Origin of the sequence: Sphingobacterium spiritivorum, from assembly GCF_016725325.1 — a bacterium.
Taxonomy (GTDB): Bacteria; Bacteroidota; Bacteroidia; order Sphingobacteriales; family Sphingobacteriaceae; genus Sphingobacterium.
The window spans coordinates 4215428-4237180 of sequence record NZ_CP068083.1; the positions used below are offsets into that span (position 1 = coordinate 4215428).

Here is a 21753-nt window from a genome sequence, read left to right on the forward strand (position 1 = left end):
TTCCTTTGCTAAATACTTTTAGCAGCGATATAATCAAATTATTTTTTTATTTTAGTTCCGTTAATAGCTAACCATAATCAAGTAATATGAACTATATAGCAACAGCCTTACTCTGCCTTTCTACCATCTGCGCTACCGCACAGGAGATCGGTAAGATCAGTAATCCTGTAGATTTTGTCAATCCATTAGTTGGAACACAATCGGATTATACTATTTCTAATGGAAATACGTATCCTGCGATTGCTTTGCCGTGGGGTATGAATTTCTGGAGTCCACAGACCGGAAAAATGGGTGACGGATGGATGTATACCTACAATGCGAATAAGATTCGCGGATTTAAGCAGACACACCAGCCTTCGCCGTGGATGAACGATTATGGTCAGTTTGCTATTATGCCTACTGTTGGAATAAAGACTTTTGATCAGGATAAAAGAGCAAGTTGGTTCAGTCATAAAGCTGAAATTTCAAAACCTCATTTTTATGAAGTATATCTTGCTGATTATGATGTAAAAACAGAGATTACCCCAACAGAACGTGCAGCTTATTTTCGTTTCACCTTTCCTAAAACAGAGGAAGCTTATGTGCTGATTGATGCTTTTGATAAAGGTTCTTATGTAGAAGTTATTCCGCGAGAGCAGAAGATTATCGGTTACTCCACAAAAAACAGTGGTGGTGTTCCCGACAATTTTAAGAATTATTTCGTGATGACTTTTGATCATCCATTTGCTAATATTTCCACCTTTGCCGATTCTGTATTAAAAGATGACCGCTATCTGATTAAGGCGGATCATGTAGGAGCTATTGTAGGATTTAAGATCGCTAATCGTGGTGATCAGGTCTTAATGAAGGTAGCTTCTTCTTTCATCAGTCCGGAACAGGCGGAGATCAATCTGAAAGAACTGAATGGCGTTACTTTCGATCAGCAGGTGTTAAAAGGAGAGAAGAAGTGGAATGAAGAACTGGCGAAGGTGGAGATCGAAGGCGGCTCCATAGATCAGGTTCGTACATTTTATTCTTCTTTATACCGCTCTTTATTATTCCCGCGAATGTTCTATGAACTGGATGCGCAAGGAAACGTCATGCATTACAGTCCGTATACTGGAGAGGTCAAACCTGGCTATTTCTTTACAGATACAGGTTTTTGGGATACATTCAGAGCCTTATTTCCTTTCCTGAACCTGATGTATCCGGAAATGAGTGTGAAGATGCAGGAAGGATTGGCGAATGCGTATCGTGAAGGAGGGTTTTTGCCGGAATGGGCAAGTCCGGGCTTTAGAAATGTGATGGTTGGAAATAATTCGGCCTCTGTCGTTGCAGATGCCTGGGTAAAAGGTGTAAAGGTAAATAACAAGGATATAGAAACCTTGTATGAGGCTGTCATCAAAGGTGCTAATAATGCTGGGCCGCTGACTGCTGTAGGCAGGGCAGGTGCTGAGTATTATAAAACACTGGGATATGTGCCTTATGATGTGAAGATTAATGAAAATGCAGCTCGTACATTAGAATATGCGTATGACGATTTCGCAATCTATCAACTGGCCAAGTCTCTGGGAGGCCGTCAGCAAGATGTAGATTTGTATCGCAAGCGCTCTTTTAATTATAAAAATTTATTTGATCCTGCGTCAGGATTAATGCGTGGCAAAAATAAAGACGGATCTTTTCAATCTCCATTTAATGCTTTCAAATGGGGGGATGCATTTACAGAGGGTAACAGCTGGCATTACAGCTGGTCTGTATTTCAGGATGTGAACGGATTGGCTCAGTTAATGGGTGGACATCGTGCTATGGAAATCAAACTGGATTCGGTTTTCTCTTTACCTCCGGTTTTTGACGATTCTTACTATGGTTTTCCTATCCATGAGATCAGAGAGATGCAGATTGCCAATATGGGTCAGTATGCTCACGGTAATCAACCTATTCAGCATATGATCTACCTGTATGGTCATATTGGTGCACCGTGGAAAACGCAGTATTGGGTTCGTGAAACGATGAACAGGATGTATGCTCCTACTCCGGATGGATATTGTGGAGATGAGGATAACGGACAGACTTCTGCCTGGTATGTATTCTCGGCGCTTGGGTTCTATCCGGTAACTCCGGCAACAGATGAGTATGTGTTAGGAGCTCCTTTGTTTAAAAAGGCTACATTACATTTGTCAAATGGAAAAAAAGTAATTATACAGGCGCCTCAAAATTCAGATACCAACCGTTATATCAAATCGATGAAATGGAATGGTAAGAATTATACAAAAAATTATATCAACCACAGCGAGTTGATCAAAGGTGCAAATTTATCTTTTGATATGAGTGCTGAACCTAACAAGAACAGAGGTACTGTAAAGGCTGACTTTCCGTACTCTCTGAGTTATGAACAGTAAAGATTTTTATAATTAGTTTGTTTTGTTGAATAGGTTCCGGATTTCCGGAGCCTATTTTTTTAGGCTTTTCTGATACATCAATGGTGTCGTTTCCTTTATTTTTTTGAAAGCCTTATGAAAACTGACAAAATTCTGAAATCCACTCTCAAAACAGATTTGTTTTACAGGCATTTCCTGCTCCAGGAGCAAGCGGGAAGCATGTCCGATCCGGAGTTCGGTTATAAATTCTACAGGTGTTTTACCGGTCTTGGATTTGAAGAATCTGCAAAAGGAATTTTCTGTCATCCCTATAATCTGGGCCAACTCAGTCAGACTGATCTTATTTCTGTAATGTTGAGTCGCGTATTGAATAATGGCATTTAAGCGGTCATGATCCCCGAGATGACTCTGGAATTCATACGTAGATCGTGTTAATCTTTCATATTCATCGCTGGTGGCCAATACATTGAGTGCTTCCAGAAGAATGATGATCCGGGAAGCACCGCTTGCTGATAATAGCTTTTCCAATAACTGCCGCAGTATCTCTCTTGTCTTTCCATAAATCTGCAATCCTTGCTTAGCTTTAGCGAATAACTCTTTCAATTTGCGGTTTTCCGGTAAATTGAAAAATACTTCTCCTAAAAAGTTCTCTCTAAAGTGAGCGACCCGGATATCCGCATTGTCCTGCAGATACTGTTCATCAAATAGCCAGTAGTGTGGCAGATTTGTTCCCAGAAGCACCATATTGTCATTTTCGAAGTTATTGATACTATCTCCTATAAATTGAGTTCCGCTGCCTTGAGCAATATGAATCAGCTCCAGCTCTTCATGGTAATGCCAGTTGTTGTGTTGCTGAGGTTTTACGTCATTCCGAATGGAGAATGAGGCTGCTGCCGGTGTACCGAAGGTGAGGAGTTGAGGTTTCATTTCTTCAAAATTATAAAGAATACTTGCATAAATAGTAATTCTTTTATACAAATAAAGGTAAAATAGCTTAATAATTGGGTAATATCCATTAATGTATTCAAAATATTATTTGCGAATTTTACAGTAATCAATTATAAATAATTAGTAAGACAATTACGTATGACAAAAACTAAAAGCTATTCTCTGGCTCTGGTATTGGTAATCTCCCTGTTTTTCTTTTGGGGATTTATTCACAATCTGGATCCGATTCTGATACCACATTTGCGTATGGCATTCAGCCTCACGACTTTTCAGGCATCGCTAGTGGATTCGGCTGTTTTTATAGCCTATTTTGTAATGGCTATTCCTGCAGGTCTGTTAATGAAGAAATATGGATACAAGGCCGGTATTCTGATCGGTTTGATCTTTTTTGCTTTAGGATGTTTTCTTTTTGTTCCTGCTGCAAACACGATGAGTTATGTTTTCTTTCTGGGTGCACTATTTGTAGTAGCCTGCGGACTCACTATTCTGGAGACAGCAGCTAATCCTTATGTAACAGTTTTAGGGGATCCTAATACAGCTACTCAACGCCTTAATTTTGCACAGTCCTTTAATGGTCTTGCCGCTTTTGTAGCGCCTATACTTGGTGGCGAATATATCCTTACGGAAGAACCAAAGTCAGCCGAAGAGCTGGCTGCATTAAGTGATCAGGCCCGTAATGCGTATTTACAATTGGAAACTTCTTCTGTAAAGTTACCCTATGTTATTCTGGGCGTACTCATTCTGGTGGTAGCAGCTATTTTTTACTTCACCCGTTTGCCTGATATTAAAGATGATGAGGAAAAGACAAAATCAGGCTTTTTTCATGCATTCAAGCATAAAAATGTTTCATGGGCAGTGCTTGCTCAGTTCTTTTATGTGGGCGCACAGGTCTGTGTACTAAGTTTTCTGGTTCTTTTTGCTACGGATGCAGCAGGTATTGCGCCTAAGGAAGCTAAATATTATGCAGGTGTAGCCGGCTTAGCTTTTATGCTGGGAAGATTTGTCGGTACATTCTTTATGAAATTTGTGTCAGCACCTAAATTGCTGGCTATTTATTCCGTGATATCTATACTGTTATCGTTTGTTGTGATCTTCGGTTCCGGAGTGATTACCTTGTATGCACTGATCGGTATTTCTTTCTTTATGTCCATTATGTTTCCGACGATTTTTGCGATTGGTGTACAGGGAATCGGATCAGATACAAAATCTGCATCCAGTCTGATCGTTATGTCCATTGTCGGAGGTGCTATTTTACCTCCTATATTAGGCTATATCTCTGATCATACCGGACATTTACAATATGGATATTTTGTTCCGTTGGTATGTTTTGTAGTTGTTCTGCTATTTGCCATGAAGAACAATAATTTAGTCATTGAAGAAACAGAGGATATTAAAACACATTAATACAATTGAATATGAAACGATATACACTGGGGCTGGATTTGGTTGATGACCCTAAGTTGATAAACGAATACGAGACTTATCATGCTGCTGTCTGGCCTGAGATTAAAAAGTCAATTACAGATGCGGGAGTGGAGTCTATGGAAATTTACAGGTTTGCTAATCGTCTTTTCATGATTATGGAAGTAAATGACAGCTTTTCATTTGAACGTAAAGGAGAGATGGACAGCGGTAATCCTAAAGTGCAGGAATGGGAAGAGTTGATGTGGAAATACCAGGTGGCTATACCCGGTGCTAAGGCTGGTGAGAAATGGGTGCTATTGGATAAAATATTTGATTTAAGTAAGTAATGGAAACTACAAAACAATTGTTTCTGCAAATCCACCCTTCGGATAATGTGCTGGTGGCTTTACGTGATTTACAGAAAGGGACGTTAATTAATTGGGAAGGTCAGCAATTTGAATTGCTTCAGGATGTGGCTGCAAAGCATAAGTTTACGATCAGTCCGCTTACAGCAGACGCAGAAGTGCATATGTATGGTGTACTGGTGGGGAAAGTAAATTATGCCTTGAAACAGGGCGAACTGATCTCTACCGATAACCTGCGTCATGCTGCTGAAGATTTCAGAATGGGTAAGCGCAAGCTGAGCTGGAATAAGCCTGATGTGTCATCGTTTAAAGATAAGACTTTCAATGGATATCATCGTTCTAACGGAACGGTTGGTACAGCTAACTACTGGCTCGTCATTCCATTGGTTTTTTGTGAAAACAGAAATGTCCTGACCTTAAAAGCCGCTTTCGAAGAAAAGCTGGGGTATAAGGTAAAAGCTAATGATTATACAACTGAAGTAGATGATCTGATCAACCTGTATAAGTCCGGTGCTAATGTAGACGCAATCATTGCGCAGGATCTGAATGCGGGTTCGTCAGATAAAGAAGTGAAACGTCTGTTTGATAATGTAGATGGTATCAAGTTTCTGAATCATGATATGGGCTGTGGTGGTACACGTATGGATTCGGATGCACTATGTGGCCTGTTGGCAGGTTATATTACACATCCGAATGTTGCAGGAGCAACTGTATTGAGCTTAGGCTGCCAACACGCACAGGCATCTATTCTGAAGGATGAAATTCAGAAAAGAGATCCTCAGTTTGATAAACCTCTGTATGTATTTGAGCAACAGAAAGAAGGTACTGAAAAGGAACTGATGCAAAAAGCTATTAAAGCGACTTTTGCGGGTATGATGCAGGCCAATCAGCAGGAGCGTCAGCCTGCTACACTGGATAAATTATGTATCGGTCTTGAATGTGGCGGATCTGATGGTTTTTCAGGTATTTCAGCTAATCCGGCTTTAGGGTATTTGTCTGATATACTGGTTAGTCTGGGCGGCTCGGTGATTCTGGCTGAATTTCCTGAACTATGCGGAGTCGAACAGGAACTCAGTGACAGATGTATTGATGAAGAAACAGCGACCAAATTTATGAGTCTGATGCGTACATATAACGCTAAGGCTGAAGCAGATGGTTCAGGATTCTATATGAATCCTTCACCTGGAAATATCCGGGACGGTCTGATTACGGATGCCATCAAGTCTGCAGGAGCTGCTAAAAAGGGAGGGACATCGCCTGTAACTGCGGTGGTCGATTATCCGGAACTGGCTAATAAACCGGGCCTGAATCTTTTATGTACTCCGGGCAATGATGTAGAAAGTACTACAGCTGAAGTTGCAGCAGGCGCAAATGTGGTGTTGTTCACGACAGGGTTGGGCACACCTACAGGAAACCCTATCACTCCGGTGGTCAAATTATCTACGAATACAAAAACGTATGAAAAGATGCCGGATATAATTGACCTCAACTGCGGAACTATTATTGAAGGGGAGGAAAGTATTGAACAGGCTGCACATCGTATACTGGATTATGTAATATCTGTGGCAAATGGTGAAATAAAACCGAAGGCTGTATTGCTTGGTCAGGATGATTTTATTCCCTGGAGAAGAGGAGTTTCTTTATAATTTTTTTTTTGATACATGTACTACCCGGAATATTTGCCCGGGTTTTAAGATCATAATATGAGTAAATTAGTTAATAAATCAGCCATTATTACAGGTGGTGGCAGCGGAATCGGGAAAGCCATTAGTTTGTTATTTGCTTCTGAAGGTGCGGAAGTTCATATTCTGGACCTCAATACGGATGGTGCTGAACAGGTAGTTGAAGAGATTATTACTGCCGGAGGAAAAGCAAAGGCACATGTTTGTAATGTTGCTATCCAAAGTGAAGTGGTGGCTGTCGTGGAAAGTATCAGTGCTGTGGATATTCTGGTCAATAATGCTGGTATAGCCCACGTGGGTAAATTGGAGGGTTGTACTTCGGAAGATTTTGACCGTGTATTCAATGTCAATGTTAAAGGTGCCTATAATGCGCTGTATGCAGCTGTTCCATTGATGAAAAAACAAGGTGGCGGAGCTATTCTTAATATGGCTTCTATTGCCGCATGGGTGGGTATCAGTGACAGATTTGCATATTCAATGAGTAAAGGCGCCATATTTGCAATGACACTTTCCGTTGCACGTGATTATATGGAGGATGGTATTCGTTGTAACAGTATTTCACCTGCACGTGTTCATACTCCATTTGTAGATGGATTTATTGCAAAGAATTACCCCGGGCAGGAAGCTGAAATGTTTGAAAAGCTTTCTAAAAGTCAGCCTATAGGCCGTATGGCTCAGCCGGAAGAAATTGCTAAACTCGCATTATTCTTATGTAGTGATGATGCAGGCTTTATTACGGGGAACGACTATCCTATAGACGGAGGCTTTATCAAATTAAATAATTAAGGCCAAAAATTGGAAAATAATAAAAAGAATTAGCAAGTTTGAAGAGCGAATAAGGCTAATTTGAACCTCAAAATCTAAATATTATTGCAATATCTGTTTTGAGTGCTTCATCCCGGTTACCGGGATAAGATAATAACAGTTAAACACAAATTATATACAAATGAAATTAATACGTTTTGGTGAATCCGGAAAAGAAAAAATAGGCGTCCAGATCGATGGCGTTAATTATGATACTTCAGCCCTTGGCGGAGACTATAATGAAACATTTTTCGCTGAAAACGGCTTAGCCCGTTTAGAGGAATTTGTAAAAGCGAATGAAGGTGAATTATTGGAAATTCCTGCAAATTCTCGTCTTGGAGCACCATTCGCACGTCCTTCTAAGATTGTATGTATTGGTCTTAATTATAAAGATCATGCAGAAGAGACTGGAGCAGCTATTCCGAAAGAGCCTATTATTTTTATGAAGTCTACTACCGCACTGGTAGGACCACACGATCAGGTTGTAATTCCTAAAAACTCAGTCAAAACAGATTGGGAAGTGGAATTCGGAATCGTAATCGGCAAGAAAGCTTCCTATGTTGAAGAGGCTGAGGCTCTGGATTACGTGGCTGGTTATGTCTTACACAATGATGTTTCCGAACGGGAATTTCAGATCGAGCGTGGTGGTACATGGGACAAAGGAAAAGGTTGTGATACTTTTGCACCGATGGGACCTTACCTGACTACAGCAGATGAGATTGCAGATATCAATAACGTTCGTTTATGGTTAAAAGTTAACGGAAAAACCTATCAGGACGGAAATACTAAAAACTTAATATTTTCTGTTCCTTACATTGTAAGTTATGTGTCCCAGTTTATGACCTTATTGCCTGGAGATGTGATCTCTACCGGAACTCCGGCAGGTGTAGGTCTTGGATTTAATCCACCTATCTATCTGAAAGCGGGAGATATTATCGAGCTTGGCGCAGATGGTTTAGGTGAATCCCGTCAGGAAGTAGTCGCTTATTCTGGTAAATAATTGTGAAGTATGCGCATTGATTCTCACCAGCATTTCTGGCATTTTGATCCCGTACGTGATAGCTGGATAACTGATCAAATGGAGGTAATCCGTCGTGATTTTTTACCTCAGGATCTGGAATTTATCTTACAACGGAATGATATAGATGGCTGTATTGCGGTGCAGGCTGATCAATCACCTTCAGAAACAGAATTTCTGGTTCGGCTGGCATATCAGCATCCGTTTATAAAAGGAGTTGTTGGCTGGGTAGATTTAAGGGCTTCGAATATTGATGAATTGTTGAGTAATTATCAGCAGGAATCTGTCATCAAAGGTTTCAGACATATTGTAGAAGGAGAAAGCGATCCGGAATTTCTGATAAGAGATGATTTTCAAAACGGACTTTCCCGGTTGAGTAAGTATGGCTTTACGTATGATTTGTTGATTCGTCCGCGTCATTACGCCAGCACATTGATCTGTGTCGCGAATCATCCGGATCAACAATTTATTCTGGATCATATCGCCAAACCGCCGATCAAATCTCAGGAATTCTATGAATGGGCATCTTTTATAAGTGCACTTGCAGAATATCCCAATGTGTATTGTAAAGTTTCTGGGCTTGCTACAGAGGCCGATTGGAGCGGCTGGAAACTGGATCATTTTTCTCAGTATCTGAATCATGTTTTTCTGTGTTTCGGGAAAGAGAGGATTATGTTTGGATCAGACTGGCCGGTGTGTCTTCTTGCTGCATCGTATGAAGATAATCTGGCAATAGTCGGGTCCAAGCTTGATGATTTTACATCTGCTGAAAAAGAAGCTTTCTGGGGACTGAATGCAGTAAAAGCATATAATCTATAATAAAGAATGTAATATGAACTTAAATCTAAAAGATAAAGTAGTTATTGTCACCGGGGGAGCTAAAGGCATAGGACGAGCAATCGTACTTGCATTGGCTGGTGAAGGAGCTATACCTGTGATCGTAGGTCGCAATGAAGCCGATAATAATAAGGTCAAAGCCGAAGTTGAACAACTAGGTATACAGGCATTGTGTATTGAAGCAGAGCTGTCTCTACCGGAGGAAAGCGCAAAAGCTGTAAACAAAACACTGGAGGTCTATGGCCGTATTGACGGACTGGTCAATAATGCAGGTGTTAATGATGGGGTAGGTCTTGCTTCCGGCAATTATGAGAAGTTTGTCGCATCCTTGCATAAAAACCTGGTTCATTATTATCTGATGGCTCATCACTCATTAGAGGCTCTAAAGAAATCAAAAGGCAGTATTGTGAATATTACCTCCAAAACTGCTGAAACAGGACAGGGAAACACATCTGCTTATGCTGCATCAAACGGGGGCAGAAATGCACTGACACGGGAATGGGCGGTGGAACTTTTGCCTTATTCTATACGGGTAAATGCCATTGTGGTCGCGGAATCTTCTACGCCACAGTATGATAAGTGGATTCAGACACTGGATAATCCGGAGGAAACACTAAAGAAAATTACAGATCGTATTCCTTTGGAACATCGGATGACTACTCCGGAAGAGATTGCAAATACTACAGTTTTTCTGTTATCGGACAAATCAAGTCATACTACAGGACAGCTGATTCATGTAGATGGAGGTTACGTTCATCTGGATCGTTCTATTCTGGCTGAAAAGTAACATTCAGAAATAAAAATAATCTTTTAAGCGTCATCGTAAGACAGGGGAACGGATCTAAAATTCGTTGTTCAGTACTTACAATGACGCTTTTGTTATTTAAACAGGCTGGTGGAGGGTAAAACGAAAATATCAGTCTATTGTGTGAGTCTTTATTTATGTAAATAATATATATTCTTTATTTTCAATTATATATAATCATGAGTGTGGATTTATTTAGGTTCTTAAATCTGTTTATTCTTTAATTTCTCCCGCTAACTTACAGAGTTTATGTAGTTTTGCACCGAAAATGTATTCAGGCAAAAAAATATGGAACAAACGTAGTATTCTTCTTTTTTCGGGAGGACTCATCACATTTGTTGTATTGGTGTTCTGTATGCTGCATCTGATGAATCAGCGACTGGAGAAACTGAATACTATTATTCTGAAAGAGATAAATGCGGAAAGTGCGCTGCTGGTTCAAAAAGAATTTGATGTTTTTGATCAAAGCATATTTTTGCTGAAAACCCTTGCCGAAACAAAAGAATTCCCTTCCATAGATCGTTTAATTCGGGAAGATAACAAGAAAAAATTTATTGTAGGTTATCAGATCTGGAAAGGAAAAGAAAAGGCTTCAAGATCGATTTTGCACCAAAAACTGTTTATTCCTTTGGCATCCGACCGGCTACAGTTGCAGGCCGTTATACCTCAGGAAGACGAAACTGCCACTTTTATAAAGAGCCAGGAGGGAATGTATATCGTTCGTCAGTTAATGCTGGATGACGGGATATTACAGATCTATATAGATGTAAAGAAGCTCAATGAATACTTCTGGACTTCTTCTCTGGGTAACAGGTCATATTTCGAAATCTATAATGCAGATGGAATCTGCCTGCTAAATCCGGAACTGGAAAAAGTAGGCGTACGGGATTATACAAAAGTCCGCCTGGATTATGATAAAGGAAGTGTGGTTATCAACTCCGATTATATTAAACTTCCTGTCTTAATTCAGAAATACAAAATACACGGTATATTGGGAGAATGCGATTTACTGCTATCCACACTTTTTCTTTTAACGGATGAACAGGTGGATGGTATTGTCAATCTGAGTATTCTGCTAGGTTTGATACTTGTATTTGCTATTGCTATTTTCCTGACTATTTTTTATCTGCAGCGCAGAAAAAACCATCGGCTGGAAGTTAATAATCTACAATACCAAAAGGAGCAGGCATTGTTGAAATTCGAACAGTTGCAGGAAAAGATGGATCCTCACTTTCTATTCAACAGTTTAGGGACTTTACAGCAGCTGATAGGTAAAGATGGACAGTTGGCAAAGAGTTTTGTTACTAAGCTTGCCCGTGTTTATCGTAAATTGTTAAGTGCAGACGACTCCGGTCTTTCTTTGATTTCCACAGAACTTGAACTGGCTGAGGAGTATTTTTTCTTACAGAAGATTCGTTTTGGAGAAGGACTTTCCCCGTTAGATGTTCAGCTGGATTCGTCCATACGTAATAGAAAGGTTCCCCGTTTAAGCTTACAAATTCTGCTGGAGAATGCCATTAAACACAATGAAATCTCTTCAGAAAATCCGCTGTCAATCTGGATTTATCAGCAAGATCAGCGTATTGTCGTAAGTAATGAACTGCGACTGAGGCTTTCAGGCGACGAATCTAATGGATATGGTACACAGTTTTTAGCTAATATTTATGATTATTATCAGATTAGCGGATTTGAAATAGTAGAGGACAAATCCTCGTTTAAAGTCTTTCTACCTATTATTTAGAAATTGTTTTATTTTTCTTCTGTCTAAAAGGAGGATTCACTCCTGTATTAAGCGGTTTCACGGGTAATCGCTTTATAATTAAGGTATTTCTTTTGATCTTCACTTCTCATTTATTTGACCCTACTTAAAGTATCTTAATGAAAAGCAATTATTTCAGTAGCAACACTAAACTAGCATTTCTTTGTTTATTTTCCACTTCGTTACTTGGCTCATGCCAGCTGATGACCAAAATAGGTCTCAGAAAAGATCATTCAGCTCATTCTACAACTGTCGATACCACTAAAAAGGACAGTGTAATGGCTTATGCCAGGATTGCTAAAGATGCAAAAATTGATAGCGGCATCTTTAATATCCTTTCAAAAGGCAAAGACTACTATTTTGAAATCCCTCTGAATAAGATGGATAAGGATTTTTTGCTTATCAATAAAATATCTTCGGTACCTTTGGCCCTGAATGAGGCGGGATTGAATAAGGGGATGAATTTTGAAAATAAAGTACTTCGGTTTACAGTTAAGAAAACGCGTAATGAAGTGTGGGTAGGCGAAGCTAAGCCACAGGTAGAAGTACCTCGTGAGGATGCTATAGCAAAATCGGTAGCAGATAATTTTACACAATCATTTATAGAATCCTTTAAAATTGAAAGCTACAATGCAGATTCATCTGCTGTGCTCATCAAAGTCAATAAAGTATTCGACGGAACAGAAAAGAGTTTCAATGATGTGTTTACCAACCTGGGACTGGGTACATCTCCGAAAAGTTCGCTTTCAAATGTGGAGCAAATCAAATCTTTCCGTAATAACGTAGTTGTCAGATCAATTCTGAGTACAAAAGTGACAGAGGGAAACGAATCTATTCCGATCAGTCTGACGGTAACGAGTAATATCTATGAGCTGCCGGATAATAAGATGAAGGCACGATTTGCAGATCCGCGTGTGGGATATTTTACTACAGCACGTTGGTATTTTTCGGATGCGCAGCAAGAAATGGAAAAACGGGAACTGGTGACCCGTTGGAGATTAGAACCAAAAGAGGAGGACAAGGCTCGTTATCTTGCCGGTGAATTGGTTGTACCTAAGAAACCTATTGTATTTTATATTGACCCTGCTACTCCAAAACAATGGAGAGAGCAGATTATAGCCGGCGTGTATGACTGGCAGAAAGCTTTTGAGGAAGCTGGTTTCAAAGATGCAATCATTGCAAAAGAAGTGCCTGAGGGGATGGATTTTGATATTGATGATGCAAATATTTCCGCTATTACGTACGCCGCTTCACCTCAGGCAAATGCAATGGGGCCGTCTGTAGTAGATCCGCGGACAGGTGAAATTCTGGAGGCTGATGTCATCTGGTGGCACAATGTAATGACCATATTAAATAGTTGGATGCGTGTGCAAACCGGAATAATAGATACCGATGTGCGCGGAAATTCCTTCTCTGACGAAAAGATGGCACATGCTATCCGTTTTGTTTCTTCTCATGAGGTAGGGCATACCCTTGGTTTAAAGCATAATATGGGATCTTCTCACAGTTTTCCGGTAGATTCGCTTCGTTCGCCACATTTTACAGAAACAATGGGAGGGACAGCGACTTCTATTATGGATTATGCACGTTTTAATTATGTAGCACAACCTGAAGATAATGTCAAAGTAATTACTCCTGTTATAGGCCTGTATGATAAGTATGCTATCGGATGGGCATATCGCTGGTATGACAAGGTAAATCCATGGGATGAACTTCCTGAATTGAGAAAAGTAATCGAGACACATCAGCACAACCCGTATTACTGGTATGGAGAACAGCAGGATGGAAAGAATATTGTTGATCCCAGATCCCAATCTGAAGATCTTGGGGATAATGCTATGAAGGCTGGTGAATATGGATTACGTAACCTGAAAAGAACGATGCCTCATATTATCAACTGGACTACAGCTAATGGTGAAGATTACTATCGTGCAGGCAAATTGTATATGGCAGTAATCGGACAATGGTATGCATATGCTGATCACGTACTGAACAATATTGGTGGTATCTATCTGGAAAATCCGGTTATGGGCGATGGTAAAAGTGCCTATGCTCCAGTACCGCGCAATACACAGATAGACGCCTTGAAATATCTAAAAAATCAGGTTTATTACTTACCTGAATGGTTATTCAGACAAGATCTCATTACGAAAACATTTCCATTGAAAGATAGTCCTGTCGGTCCGTTTGAATATGCGCCTTACAATCTGAAGCGTGAATTTCAATACAGTATTCTTTATAATCTGGTTAAGGATGAGCGTCTACTCCGTATGACAGAAATGGAACTGTTGTTTGGGAAAGACAAAGCCTGGAGTGTAGAAGAATTCCTGACTTCGGTACGTAATGATATTTTCCGCAAATCCTTGAACAAAGAAAATCTGGATATAGAGACACGTATGCTTCAGCAAAACTATATTGATGTACTGTTGGTTTCTACCAGCAAGAATATGGAAAAGCTGCAAAGTAAAAAACTTGATTTTGTAGATCAGTTTTTGAAAGAGGCAAGACCGGAAATCTGCCCTGTTCATGGAACAGCTCACGGATCGGATAAATCTATCCGCAATGTACATGTTTCCGGTATGAGCAGAACTTCAGAGATGCTGACGAGCAAAAGAGCTGAACTATTTCAGATTCAAGCTTTACTGATGCAGGCCCGTAATTCCGGAGATATGGCTACAAAAGCACATTATCAGGATTTACTGGCAAGAATAGCAGGGGTACTAAACACAAAAAATTAAGCAACACAAACACCTAACATGAATAGAATTTTATTATTTCTTTTATTTTCCTGTGTGCAGTTCGTTTATGCACAGGAAGTAATTACGATCAAGGGAAGGGTCCTTGATGCCAGCAGTCAAAATCCGATCAGCGGAGTGACGGTTCTGCTGGGTAGCTCTGCAGTCAGTGAAGACACCGGAGTTCCGGGACAGATTCAGCAGTCTGCTTTGGGAACTTTAACTGATTCAAACGGAGAATTTCAGTTGAAAGTGCCTAAAAACACTGCTTTTATTACCGTATCATTTGTTGGATATGAGAGCCAGAATGTAAAAGTAAATGGTGGAGAGAAGACTATTTATCTGCGTTCGGAAAATCAGTCTCTGGAAGAAGTTATTGTGACCGGATATACGGACATCAGCAAACGTAAGAATACCACAGCTTATAATAAACTGAAGGTTGATGAGATCAGACAGGCGGGTGTGTCAGGTATCGATCAGTTACTGGAAGGAAAAGTAGCGGGTCTGCAATTGAGTAATCTGAACGGAGGACCGAACAGTGCTCCACAAATCCGTATCAGAGGTACTGTATCAATGAACGGAACGCAGGATCCGTTATGGGTAATCGACGGACTTCCAATAGAAGGAACAGCGCTTCCAAACAGTTTTGATAAGGACAATCTGAATAACCTGACCAATCTTCCTATTGCCGGCATCAACCCGGATGATATTGAAGATATCACAGTACTAAAGGATGCCGCAGCAACTTCTATTTATGGAGCACGCGCCGCAAATGGAGTAATTGTGATTACAACCAAAAAAGGAAAAAAAGGTCCTGCACAGGTGCAGATCAGCGCCAACAGCTTTGTGTCGCAACGTCCGGATTACAATAAACTGAATCTGATGTCCTCAAGCGAAAAAGTTGATTTTGAACTGGCTATGGCAAACAGAACCGATCTGGATTACCGTGCAGACAGGGGAGCTGTTGCCCGTATTCTCGCAACAGGAAATGAACTGGATGCATTCAGAAAAGGAGGATTCAGTGCTTTATCTTTGACGAGTCAGGAGGCTATCAATACGTTGCGCAGCCAGCAGACCAATTGGAGAGACGAACTTTTTCGTAATGCTGTCAACCAGCAATACACAGCATCCGTGTCAGGAGGTACAGATGCACATAAGAAAGAGAAAATACATCCTATTCTCTGGCGAATAAAAGTTTGAAGGCTATTGCCAATCTGGAATATCAGATTATTCCTTCTTTGTCTGTACGTACAGAACTTGGACTTCAGTTTGAAGAAGTAGGTACCGAACGTTTTGGAGATAAAGAGTCTTACTTAACAAGAAAGTTCAGAGAGAATACCCGTTATTACGATAGCCAGACAAAACAGTATAAATACTTCCTGCCGGATGGTGGTATTATTGAAAATAGTAACAAAAGTGAATTTCAATACAACTGGAAATCTTTTGTACAGTATAATAAGACATTTAACAGTCGTCATGAACTGGATGTCATGGCCGGTACCGAACTGAGAAGATCAAAAAACACGCTGATCTCGACCAAAGGATTCGGGTTTAATCCGGTAACATTGACGACGCAGAATATTGTATTTCCAAACAGTAACTATCAGAATAACGGATTATACAGACAATATGCGAAAGCAATAGGAGAGACTGCATACGCTTCATTCTATGCCAATGCATCTTATACATTAGACCGTAAGTATAATGTTTACGGAAGTATCCGTTACGACGGATCGAATATGTTTGGCGTAGATCCAAAATACAGATTCCTTCCAATCTGGTCTCTTTCCGGATCATGGAATGCTTCTGAAGAAGACTTTATCAAAGATATAGAAGCGATTTCGATGTTAAAGTTACGCGGATCATATGGTATTCAGGGTAACATAGACCGTAACACGTATCCTTTTATTGTCGGAAATTATAACAATTCAACATTATTGCCGGGTACCAGTGAACCTACCATCGTAGTGACTGCACCTGCAAATGATAAACTGCGTTGGGAACGAACTGCTTCCTGGAATGCAGGAATTGATCTGGGATTATGGAAGAACAGATTGGTCGTGACGGTAGATTATTACAACCGTGACAGCAGAGATCTGATTGGTAATAATGATCTTTCCTTAGAGAATGGATTCGAGCTTGTACAACGTAACTGGGCTTCTGTCAGGAATGATGGTATAGAACTCTCTGTTTCCAGTAAAAATATCAGCAGAGAACATTTTACATGGTCTACGGATTTCAATATTGCACATAACCGCAATAAGCTGACACGCGTAGTGTCCAATCCTAAGGCATACATGCCGGACGGAAGAGCCGGATACCCGATCAACTCTTTGTTTGTCCTGGAAACAGCCGGACTGGATAAAGATGGTGTTCCGCAATTTTATGGTGACAACGGACAGATTGTTTCTTTCGAGGATTTTTATGAGCTGTATGATCCGTGGGCAGATTTTCTTCCCGGATATAGTGTAGCTACTAATTTGAATGCGGCTAAGTATCAGTCTAAGTTTAAATACAAAGGAAGTCTGGATCCTGAGTTTATCGGAGGTATGACTAACCGTTTCAGATACCATAATTTTGATCTTGCCGTATCCGCAATATTTAATATAAACAAACTGGTAAGACGCACTCCTAATTACAATCCTTCGTCACTGGACAGAGGAGCGAATAATACACGTGAAATTTTAGAGGTCGTAAATGGCGGAAGTGTATTGCCGGCTTTAGGTAGCTCCAATATTGAGTTGAATGACAGATGGATGGCGTATAGCTGGATGATGGATAATGACCCGCTCAATTCCTTCCAGTTTCTGGATATCTGGTCTAAGAAAATGAGCTATGCACGTATCAACAGCATTCGTTTAGGGTATACTTTACCTCAATCGGTAAGCAAAAAGATTCGTTCATCTAATCTTCGTGTGAGTGTAGAAGGACGTAATCTGTTTGTCTTCGGATCAGATTATACCGGATTTTTCGATCCGGAGACTTATGGTAGTAATTATACACAGCCTATATCCAAATCTATTGCTTTTGGACTATCAGCCTCATTTTAATACTTATCAATACGAACATACAACATGAAAAAATATACCACATATCTCTGTCTGTTTTTGATGGGAACAGTTTTCTCATCCTGTGACAAATATCTGGACATACAACCTGTAGGAACGGTAGTTCCTAAGACCGAGGCTGATTTCAGAGCACTGATGACCAGTGGCTATCAGTCCTTTCCGGATCATAAATCTTATCTGAATCTACGGACAGATGAACTGCAATTAGATGAGAATTCTACGGATCTGACGACAATAAAGGATATTCATCTTTGGAATGATCAAAATCCGGACGCTACGACCTTGCCTTACGCATGGGTAGCCTTTTACAAATCCATTTTTTATGCCAATCATGTTATTTCAAAAGCTGAAGAAGAAGCCGGAAATACGGAAGCCGTTCAGCAGATTCGTGCGGAAGCATACCTGATGCGTGCCTATGCTCATTTTGAGTTATTGAATTCTTATGCTGAGCAATATAATGCCGCAACAGCTGCGACTGATAAGGGTGTACCGATATCTACTAAGATAGATCTGGAACAAAAATTCCCGGCATCTACTGTAGAAGCCGTATACAAACAGATAGAAGCGGATATGCAGGCAGGAAATGCCTTACTAAATGTAAATGATCAGCCTACAACTGTAAAATATAGGTTCAGCAAACGTTCCTATTATGCTTTTGAAGCCCGTTTGAGATTGTATAAAGGAGAGTGGAAGCTGGCTATGGAAGCTGCAGAAAAAGCATTAGCGATAAAAGGAGATCTGGTAGACCTTAATAAATCGGGCAGTCTGTTGCCTAACGATTTTGAATCGGCAGAAATGATTCAGGCCTGGGAAGAGGTTGGAAAGTCTAATGTCAGTACATCTACTTTTATTTCAGCAAAATTATTAGGATTGTATAACCAGAAAGATGATTTGCGTTTCTCAAGATACTTTGGAAAACAAGGGAGCCTTAATTACGTTTCTTTAAAGGGTGGAAATATCCGGTATAATGTCAGTTTCAGAAATGCAGAATTATATCTGATTATTGCAGAAACAGCAGCCCGACTGGGAGACAGACCCAAGGCTACAGGAGCATTGACAACATTGTTGAAAAATCGCCTGACGCCAACTTATTTTACTACACGCAGTAATGAACTAAATGCGATGTCAGATGCGGATCTGCTGAAAGAGATTATTGCAGAACGTGCACGTGAACTGGCGCTGGAAGGTCTTCGCTGGAACGATATGAAACGTACAGATCGTCCGGAAGTTATACATACTTTCTTTGGAAAAGAGTTTCATCTTATACAGAATGATCCACGTTATGTGATTCGTTATCCTAAGGAAGCGATTGAAAAAAATCCGGATCTATAGTTATAGTTATGCAGATAGATATCCCCATTCTTTAGAGAGTGGGGATTTTTTTTTAATTTCACGGCATGGCAATTCGGGTACTAATCGTAGAGGATGAAAGCTGGGCTTCCGAGAGCCTGCTGGAAATGTTGACGGAACTGTGGAACGATGAGTATACAGCTGTTGTCAAATCCACTGTGCGGGATGTGATCAGTTGGTTATCGAAAAATGAGACTGACCTTATTTTTATGGATATCCACCTTGGAGATGGCCTTAGCTTTGATATCTTTAACCATATCAAAATTCAGACTCCCGTTATTTTTACAACTGCTTTTGATGAGTATGCACTGGAAGCATTCCGTAATCAGGGATATGCTTATCTGTTAAAACCCTTTGAGTTACCAGAACTGAAAGAAGCATTGAGTAAAGTAGAATCTCTTTTACCACGCGAGGAGATCATACCACACTATAAAAACAGATTTCTGGTTCGTTATGGCATCCGGCTAAAGTCTGTTCCCGTTGAAGATATTGCTTACTTTATGGCCGATGATAAGCTTTTGTATGGTTTTTCGGTACAGGGTGATCGTTTTATTGTGGATGATGCGTTGAGTAAACTAGCCCCGAGATTGGATCCGGAGTTTTTCTTTCAGATCAATCGTAAATTTATAATACATATCCAATCTATTGGCGAAATGCTAAAGATGAGTCGTAACCGTATTAAACTTCAACTGCATCCCCAGATACTGGAAAACCTGGAGATTATTGTCAGTGAAGAGAAGTCCCATGACTTTCAATTATGGCTTGACAAATAATACTACTTTAATTTGCTGGTGCGCACACCAGCAAATACTTAAGACTTTATTTACCAAATAATTTACTGAAGAAGTTATTTGAGCCTGAACTTTTTATATTTTCTTCTGCCACCTTCAAATTGTCGGATACCATCTGGTTAAAATTGTATCGGAGAGACTCCCGGTAGTTTTGTGCAGCTTCTGTATACAGCTCAAGATCGAGTTGTGCGCTACCCAGATGCTCATATAGCTCGGCTATAATATCACCTGTGACACCTTCCTGCTGAGGCAAGGCCTGTATGGCGCTATTAGCATAGAAAATAGTTTTTTCATTTTCTGTCAAATGGTATGAACAATGTGTTGCCCAATATCCACACCAAAAATCAGCATTACCCATAGCAATGCTTTGCTCAAAACAGTCAAGAGCGGCTTCATCATCTCTTTTGTATGCTACATAAAGATACCCCATATTGTAGAAGGCTACCTGTACGGATCGAATAGCGTCACGCTCGGAAGCCAGATGTATGGCGTATTGATAACATTCTATAGCCTTGTCAAAATTACCTTCCTCGATAAAGATATTTGCTCTGGAAATCAATATACTTGGATTATCCGGCATTTCTTCGAGTATGGCATCTGTTTCTTTCGCTGCAGTTGCTGTATCAGGAGTTATGCCTGATGCAGTTTCTGCATTAGCCTTGTAGATAAAGAAATTCGTAAAACAACGTACAATTTCAGGATCACTCGATATGGGATCTGATAGATCCAGTGCATAATATTCTTCCTGGCCCAAAGAAATCCATTCTAATGCTTCTTCATAATTTTTTAGTTGCATAAAAGCATTGCAGATATGATCTATTGTACTAAAATAAGTCTGTAAATCCATCTGTTCAGCAAAATCATCTATCAATTGCTCGCCATCTTTTACAACTTCCATTGAATTTTCCAATTCTACATAAGCTCCGAATCTGTTTTGAAGAATAGCCATAAAATAGCTGTAGTGCATGCCTTCAGTAGTAATATCCACTGCTTTGTCAAACTGACCAAGTTGCCTCATTTCTACAGCCAGATTGGTACAGCACATAGCAAATGTATGTGGATCCTCATGGAGTGGATTACCACTTTTTTCTACTATAGTTTGGCGGTAAAGACTGTACGCTTCCTCATAACAGTTTATCTTCAAAGCTGCCAATCTATCGATTTCTGGTTTCTGAATTTCGGCATATTGGGTTAGAATATAATTGATTTCCACTCCTGCATTATAGAGTTCCATGGCTTCATCTGTATTCAGATCAATATGCAGAGTTGAAAAGTCAGGAGCAGGGTTGTTTCTGTTGTGTATATTGAAAATACGAATCTGTAGTGTTGGAGAAGATTTTATAGCTGCTGCTTTTTCATAATATTTTGCAGCTGCTTCCTTGTCATCCAACCAATATAATGCAGATCCAGCGTGACGGTTGCAACTGTAATGATCCGGATCAAGCGCTATTCCTGCCTTGCTCCACTGTACACATTGTATAAGTGCTTCTTCGCGGTCAGAGTTAAAAATCTCATTAGTATCTAAAGCTATAAGCCCGAGTATGGCAAACAGATCAGGATTAGGCGAAACTTCAGTTAAATTAATGAGGGTATAATATAACTCCTTTAACGCTGTATGGTTTTCCGGAAGAGAATGTCCCTGTATCCAGTTTTTAGCTGCAACTGCATAATTTCCATCGTGAAGTGCCTGCCAGGCTTCCTGTTGTATCGCTGTTCTCATTTTATTAGTGTAAAATCTAAAAATAACAGGATTAGAAATGAAACAGCTGACTTGTTTACAATTCGTTACAAATGGTTTATGATTCGTTTAAAAACAGGCATATTACTGTA

16 protein-coding genes are annotated in these 21753 nt (G+C 40.0%); 14 read left to right on the plus strand and 2 right to left on the minus strand.

Annotated elements, in window-relative coordinates:
• Window positions 1-86 precede the first annotated feature (86 nt).
• Window positions 87-2378, plus strand: coding sequence for a GH92 family glycosyl hydrolase (locus I6J02_RS17565; protein ID WP_201679121.1), 2292 nt, complete (start codon window positions 87-89; stop codon window positions 2376-2378).
• Between the two features lie 51 nt (window positions 2379-2429).
• On the opposite strand, the gene I6J02_RS17570 is transcribed toward I6J02_RS17565, so the two are convergent.
• Window positions 2430-3284, minus strand: a complete 855-nt coding sequence (locus I6J02_RS17570; RefSeq protein WP_201679122.1) for a helix-turn-helix domain-containing protein — start codon at window positions 3282-3284, stop codon at window positions 2430-2432.
• A gap of 159 nt (window positions 3285-3443) precedes the next feature.
• Between I6J02_RS17570 and fucP the strand changes: the two genes are divergently transcribed.
• The 13 genes from fucP (at window position 3444) to I6J02_RS17630 (ending at window position 19905) form a co-directional block, all read left to right on the plus strand.
• Complete coding sequence (fucP, locus tag I6J02_RS17575) at window positions 3444-4709, plus strand: L-fucose:H+ symporter permease (RefSeq protein ID WP_201679123.1); 1266 nt, start codon at window positions 3444-3446, stop codon at window positions 4707-4709.
• Window positions 4710-4720: 11 nt separating this feature from the next.
• Entirely contained in the window at window positions 4721-5056 is a 336-nt protein-coding gene (locus tag I6J02_RS17580) for an L-rhamnose mutarotase (RefSeq protein ID WP_201679124.1), read from the plus strand.
• On the plus strand, window positions 5056-6720 hold the full coding sequence (locus I6J02_RS17585) for a UxaA family hydrolase (RefSeq protein WP_201679125.1): 1665 nt from the start codon (window positions 5056-5058) through the stop codon (window positions 6718-6720). Before I6J02_RS17580 ends, I6J02_RS17585 begins: the two co-directional genes overlap by 1 nt.
• Window positions 6721-6777: 57 nt before the next feature.
• On the plus strand, window positions 6778-7542 hold the full coding sequence (locus tag I6J02_RS17590; protein ID WP_201679126.1) for an SDR family NAD(P)-dependent oxidoreductase: 765 nt from the start codon (window positions 6778-6780) through the stop codon (window positions 7540-7542).
• A gap of 160 nt (window positions 7543-7702) precedes the next feature.
• A complete protein-coding gene (locus I6J02_RS17595) occupies window positions 7703-8560 on the plus strand; it encodes a fumarylacetoacetate hydrolase family protein (protein WP_201679127.1) in 858 nt (285 codons plus the stop codon).
• Window positions 8561-8569: 9 nt separating this feature from the next.
• Window positions 8570-9397 (plus strand): amidohydrolase family protein, encoded by an 828-nt coding sequence (locus I6J02_RS17600; RefSeq protein WP_201679128.1) that lies wholly within the window; start codon window positions 8570-8572, stop codon window positions 9395-9397.
• A gap of 13 nt (window positions 9398-9410) precedes the next feature.
• On the plus strand, window positions 9411-10202 hold the full coding sequence (locus I6J02_RS17605) for an SDR family oxidoreductase (protein ID WP_201679129.1): 792 nt from the start codon (window positions 9411-9413) through the stop codon (window positions 10200-10202).
• A 286-nt stretch (window positions 10203-10488) separates the two neighbouring features.
• Window positions 10489-11961, plus strand: a complete 1473-nt coding sequence (locus I6J02_RS17610; protein WP_201679130.1) for a sensor histidine kinase — start codon at window positions 10489-10491, stop codon at window positions 11959-11961.
• Window positions 11962-12098: 137 nt separating this feature from the next.
• Entirely contained in the window at window positions 12099-14717 is a 2619-nt protein-coding gene (locus I6J02_RS17615) for a zinc-dependent metalloprotease (RefSeq protein WP_236582139.1), read from the plus strand.
• Between the two features lie 18 nt (window positions 14718-14735).
• Complete coding sequence (locus I6J02_RS21830) at window positions 14736-15914, plus strand: TonB-dependent receptor plug domain-containing protein (protein WP_236582140.1); 1179 nt, start codon at window positions 14736-14738, stop codon at window positions 15912-15914.
• The gene (locus tag I6J02_RS21835; RefSeq protein ID WP_236582141.1) at window positions 15911-17764 is read left to right on the plus strand and encodes a TonB-dependent receptor; all 1854 of its coding nucleotides are present in this window, start codon (window positions 15911-15913) and stop codon (window positions 17762-17764) included. Before I6J02_RS21830 ends, I6J02_RS21835 begins: the two co-directional genes overlap by 4 nt.
• Before the next feature lie 24 nt (window positions 17765-17788).
• Window positions 17789-19114, plus strand: coding sequence for a RagB/SusD family nutrient uptake outer membrane protein (locus I6J02_RS17625; RefSeq protein ID WP_201679131.1), 1326 nt, complete (start codon window positions 17789-17791; stop codon window positions 19112-19114).
• A gap of 65 nt (window positions 19115-19179) precedes the next feature.
• Window positions 19180-19905: a LytR/AlgR family response regulator transcription factor gene (locus tag I6J02_RS17630; protein ID WP_201679132.1), complete on the plus strand. Its 726-nt coding sequence runs from the start codon at window positions 19180-19182 to the stop codon at window positions 19903-19905.
• Between the two features lie 46 nt (window positions 19906-19951).
• Here the strand turns inward: I6J02_RS17630 and I6J02_RS17635 are convergent, their stop codons facing one another.
• Window positions 19952-21643, minus strand: coding sequence for a tetratricopeptide repeat protein (locus tag I6J02_RS17635; protein WP_201679133.1), 1692 nt, complete (start codon window positions 21641-21643; stop codon window positions 19952-19954).
• Window positions 21644-21753 lie beyond the last annotated feature (110 nt).

Excerpts from the sequence above, each read along its gene's own strand:
- I6J02_RS17635 (WP_201679133.1), bottom strand. The coding sequence starts at position 21,643 with ATGAGAACAGCGATACAACAGGAAGCCTGGCAGGCACTTCACGATGGA.
- I6J02_RS17600 (WP_201679128.1), top strand. The coding sequence starts at position 8,570 with ATGCGCATTGATTCTCACCAGCATTTCTGGCATTTTGATCCCGTACGT.
- I6J02_RS17580 (WP_201679124.1), top strand. The coding sequence starts at position 4,721 with ATGAAACGATATACACTGGGGCTGGATTTGGTTGATGACCCTAAGTTG.
- I6J02_RS17590 (WP_201679126.1), top strand. The coding sequence starts at position 6,778 with ATGAGTAAATTAGTTAATAAATCAGCCATTATTACAGGTGGTGGCAGC.
- fucP (WP_201679123.1), top strand. The coding sequence starts at position 3,444 with ATGACAAAAACTAAAAGCTATTCTCTGGCTCTGGTATTGGTAATCTCC.
- I6J02_RS17610 (WP_201679130.1), top strand. The coding sequence starts at position 10,489 with ATGTATTCAGGCAAAAAAATATGGAACAAACGTAGTATTCTTCTTTTT.
- I6J02_RS17605 (WP_201679129.1), top strand. The coding sequence starts at position 9,411 with ATGAACTTAAATCTAAAAGATAAAGTAGTTATTGTCACCGGGGGAGCT.
- I6J02_RS17625 (WP_201679131.1), top strand. The coding sequence starts at position 17,789 with ATGAAAAAATATACCACATATCTCTGTCTGTTTTTGATGGGAACAGTT.
- I6J02_RS17615 (WP_236582139.1), top strand. The coding sequence starts at position 12,099 with ATGAAAAGCAATTATTTCAGTAGCAACACTAAACTAGCATTTCTTTGT.
- I6J02_RS17570 (WP_201679122.1), bottom strand. The coding sequence starts at position 3,284 with ATGAAACCTCAACTCCTCACCTTCGGTACACCGGCAGCAGCCTCATTC.
- I6J02_RS17595 (WP_201679127.1), top strand. The coding sequence starts at position 7,703 with ATGAAATTAATACGTTTTGGTGAATCCGGAAAAGAAAAAATAGGCGTC.
- I6J02_RS21830 (WP_236582140.1), top strand. The coding sequence starts at position 14,736 with ATGAATAGAATTTTATTATTTCTTTTATTTTCCTGTGTGCAGTTCGTT.
- I6J02_RS17630 (WP_201679132.1), top strand. The coding sequence starts at position 19,180 with ATGGCAATTCGGGTACTAATCGTAGAGGATGAAAGCTGGGCTTCCGAG.
- I6J02_RS17565 (WP_201679121.1), top strand. The coding sequence starts at position 87 with ATGAACTATATAGCAACAGCCTTACTCTGCCTTTCTACCATCTGCGCT.
- I6J02_RS17585 (WP_201679125.1), top strand. The coding sequence starts at position 5,056 with ATGGAAACTACAAAACAATTGTTTCTGCAAATCCACCCTTCGGATAAT.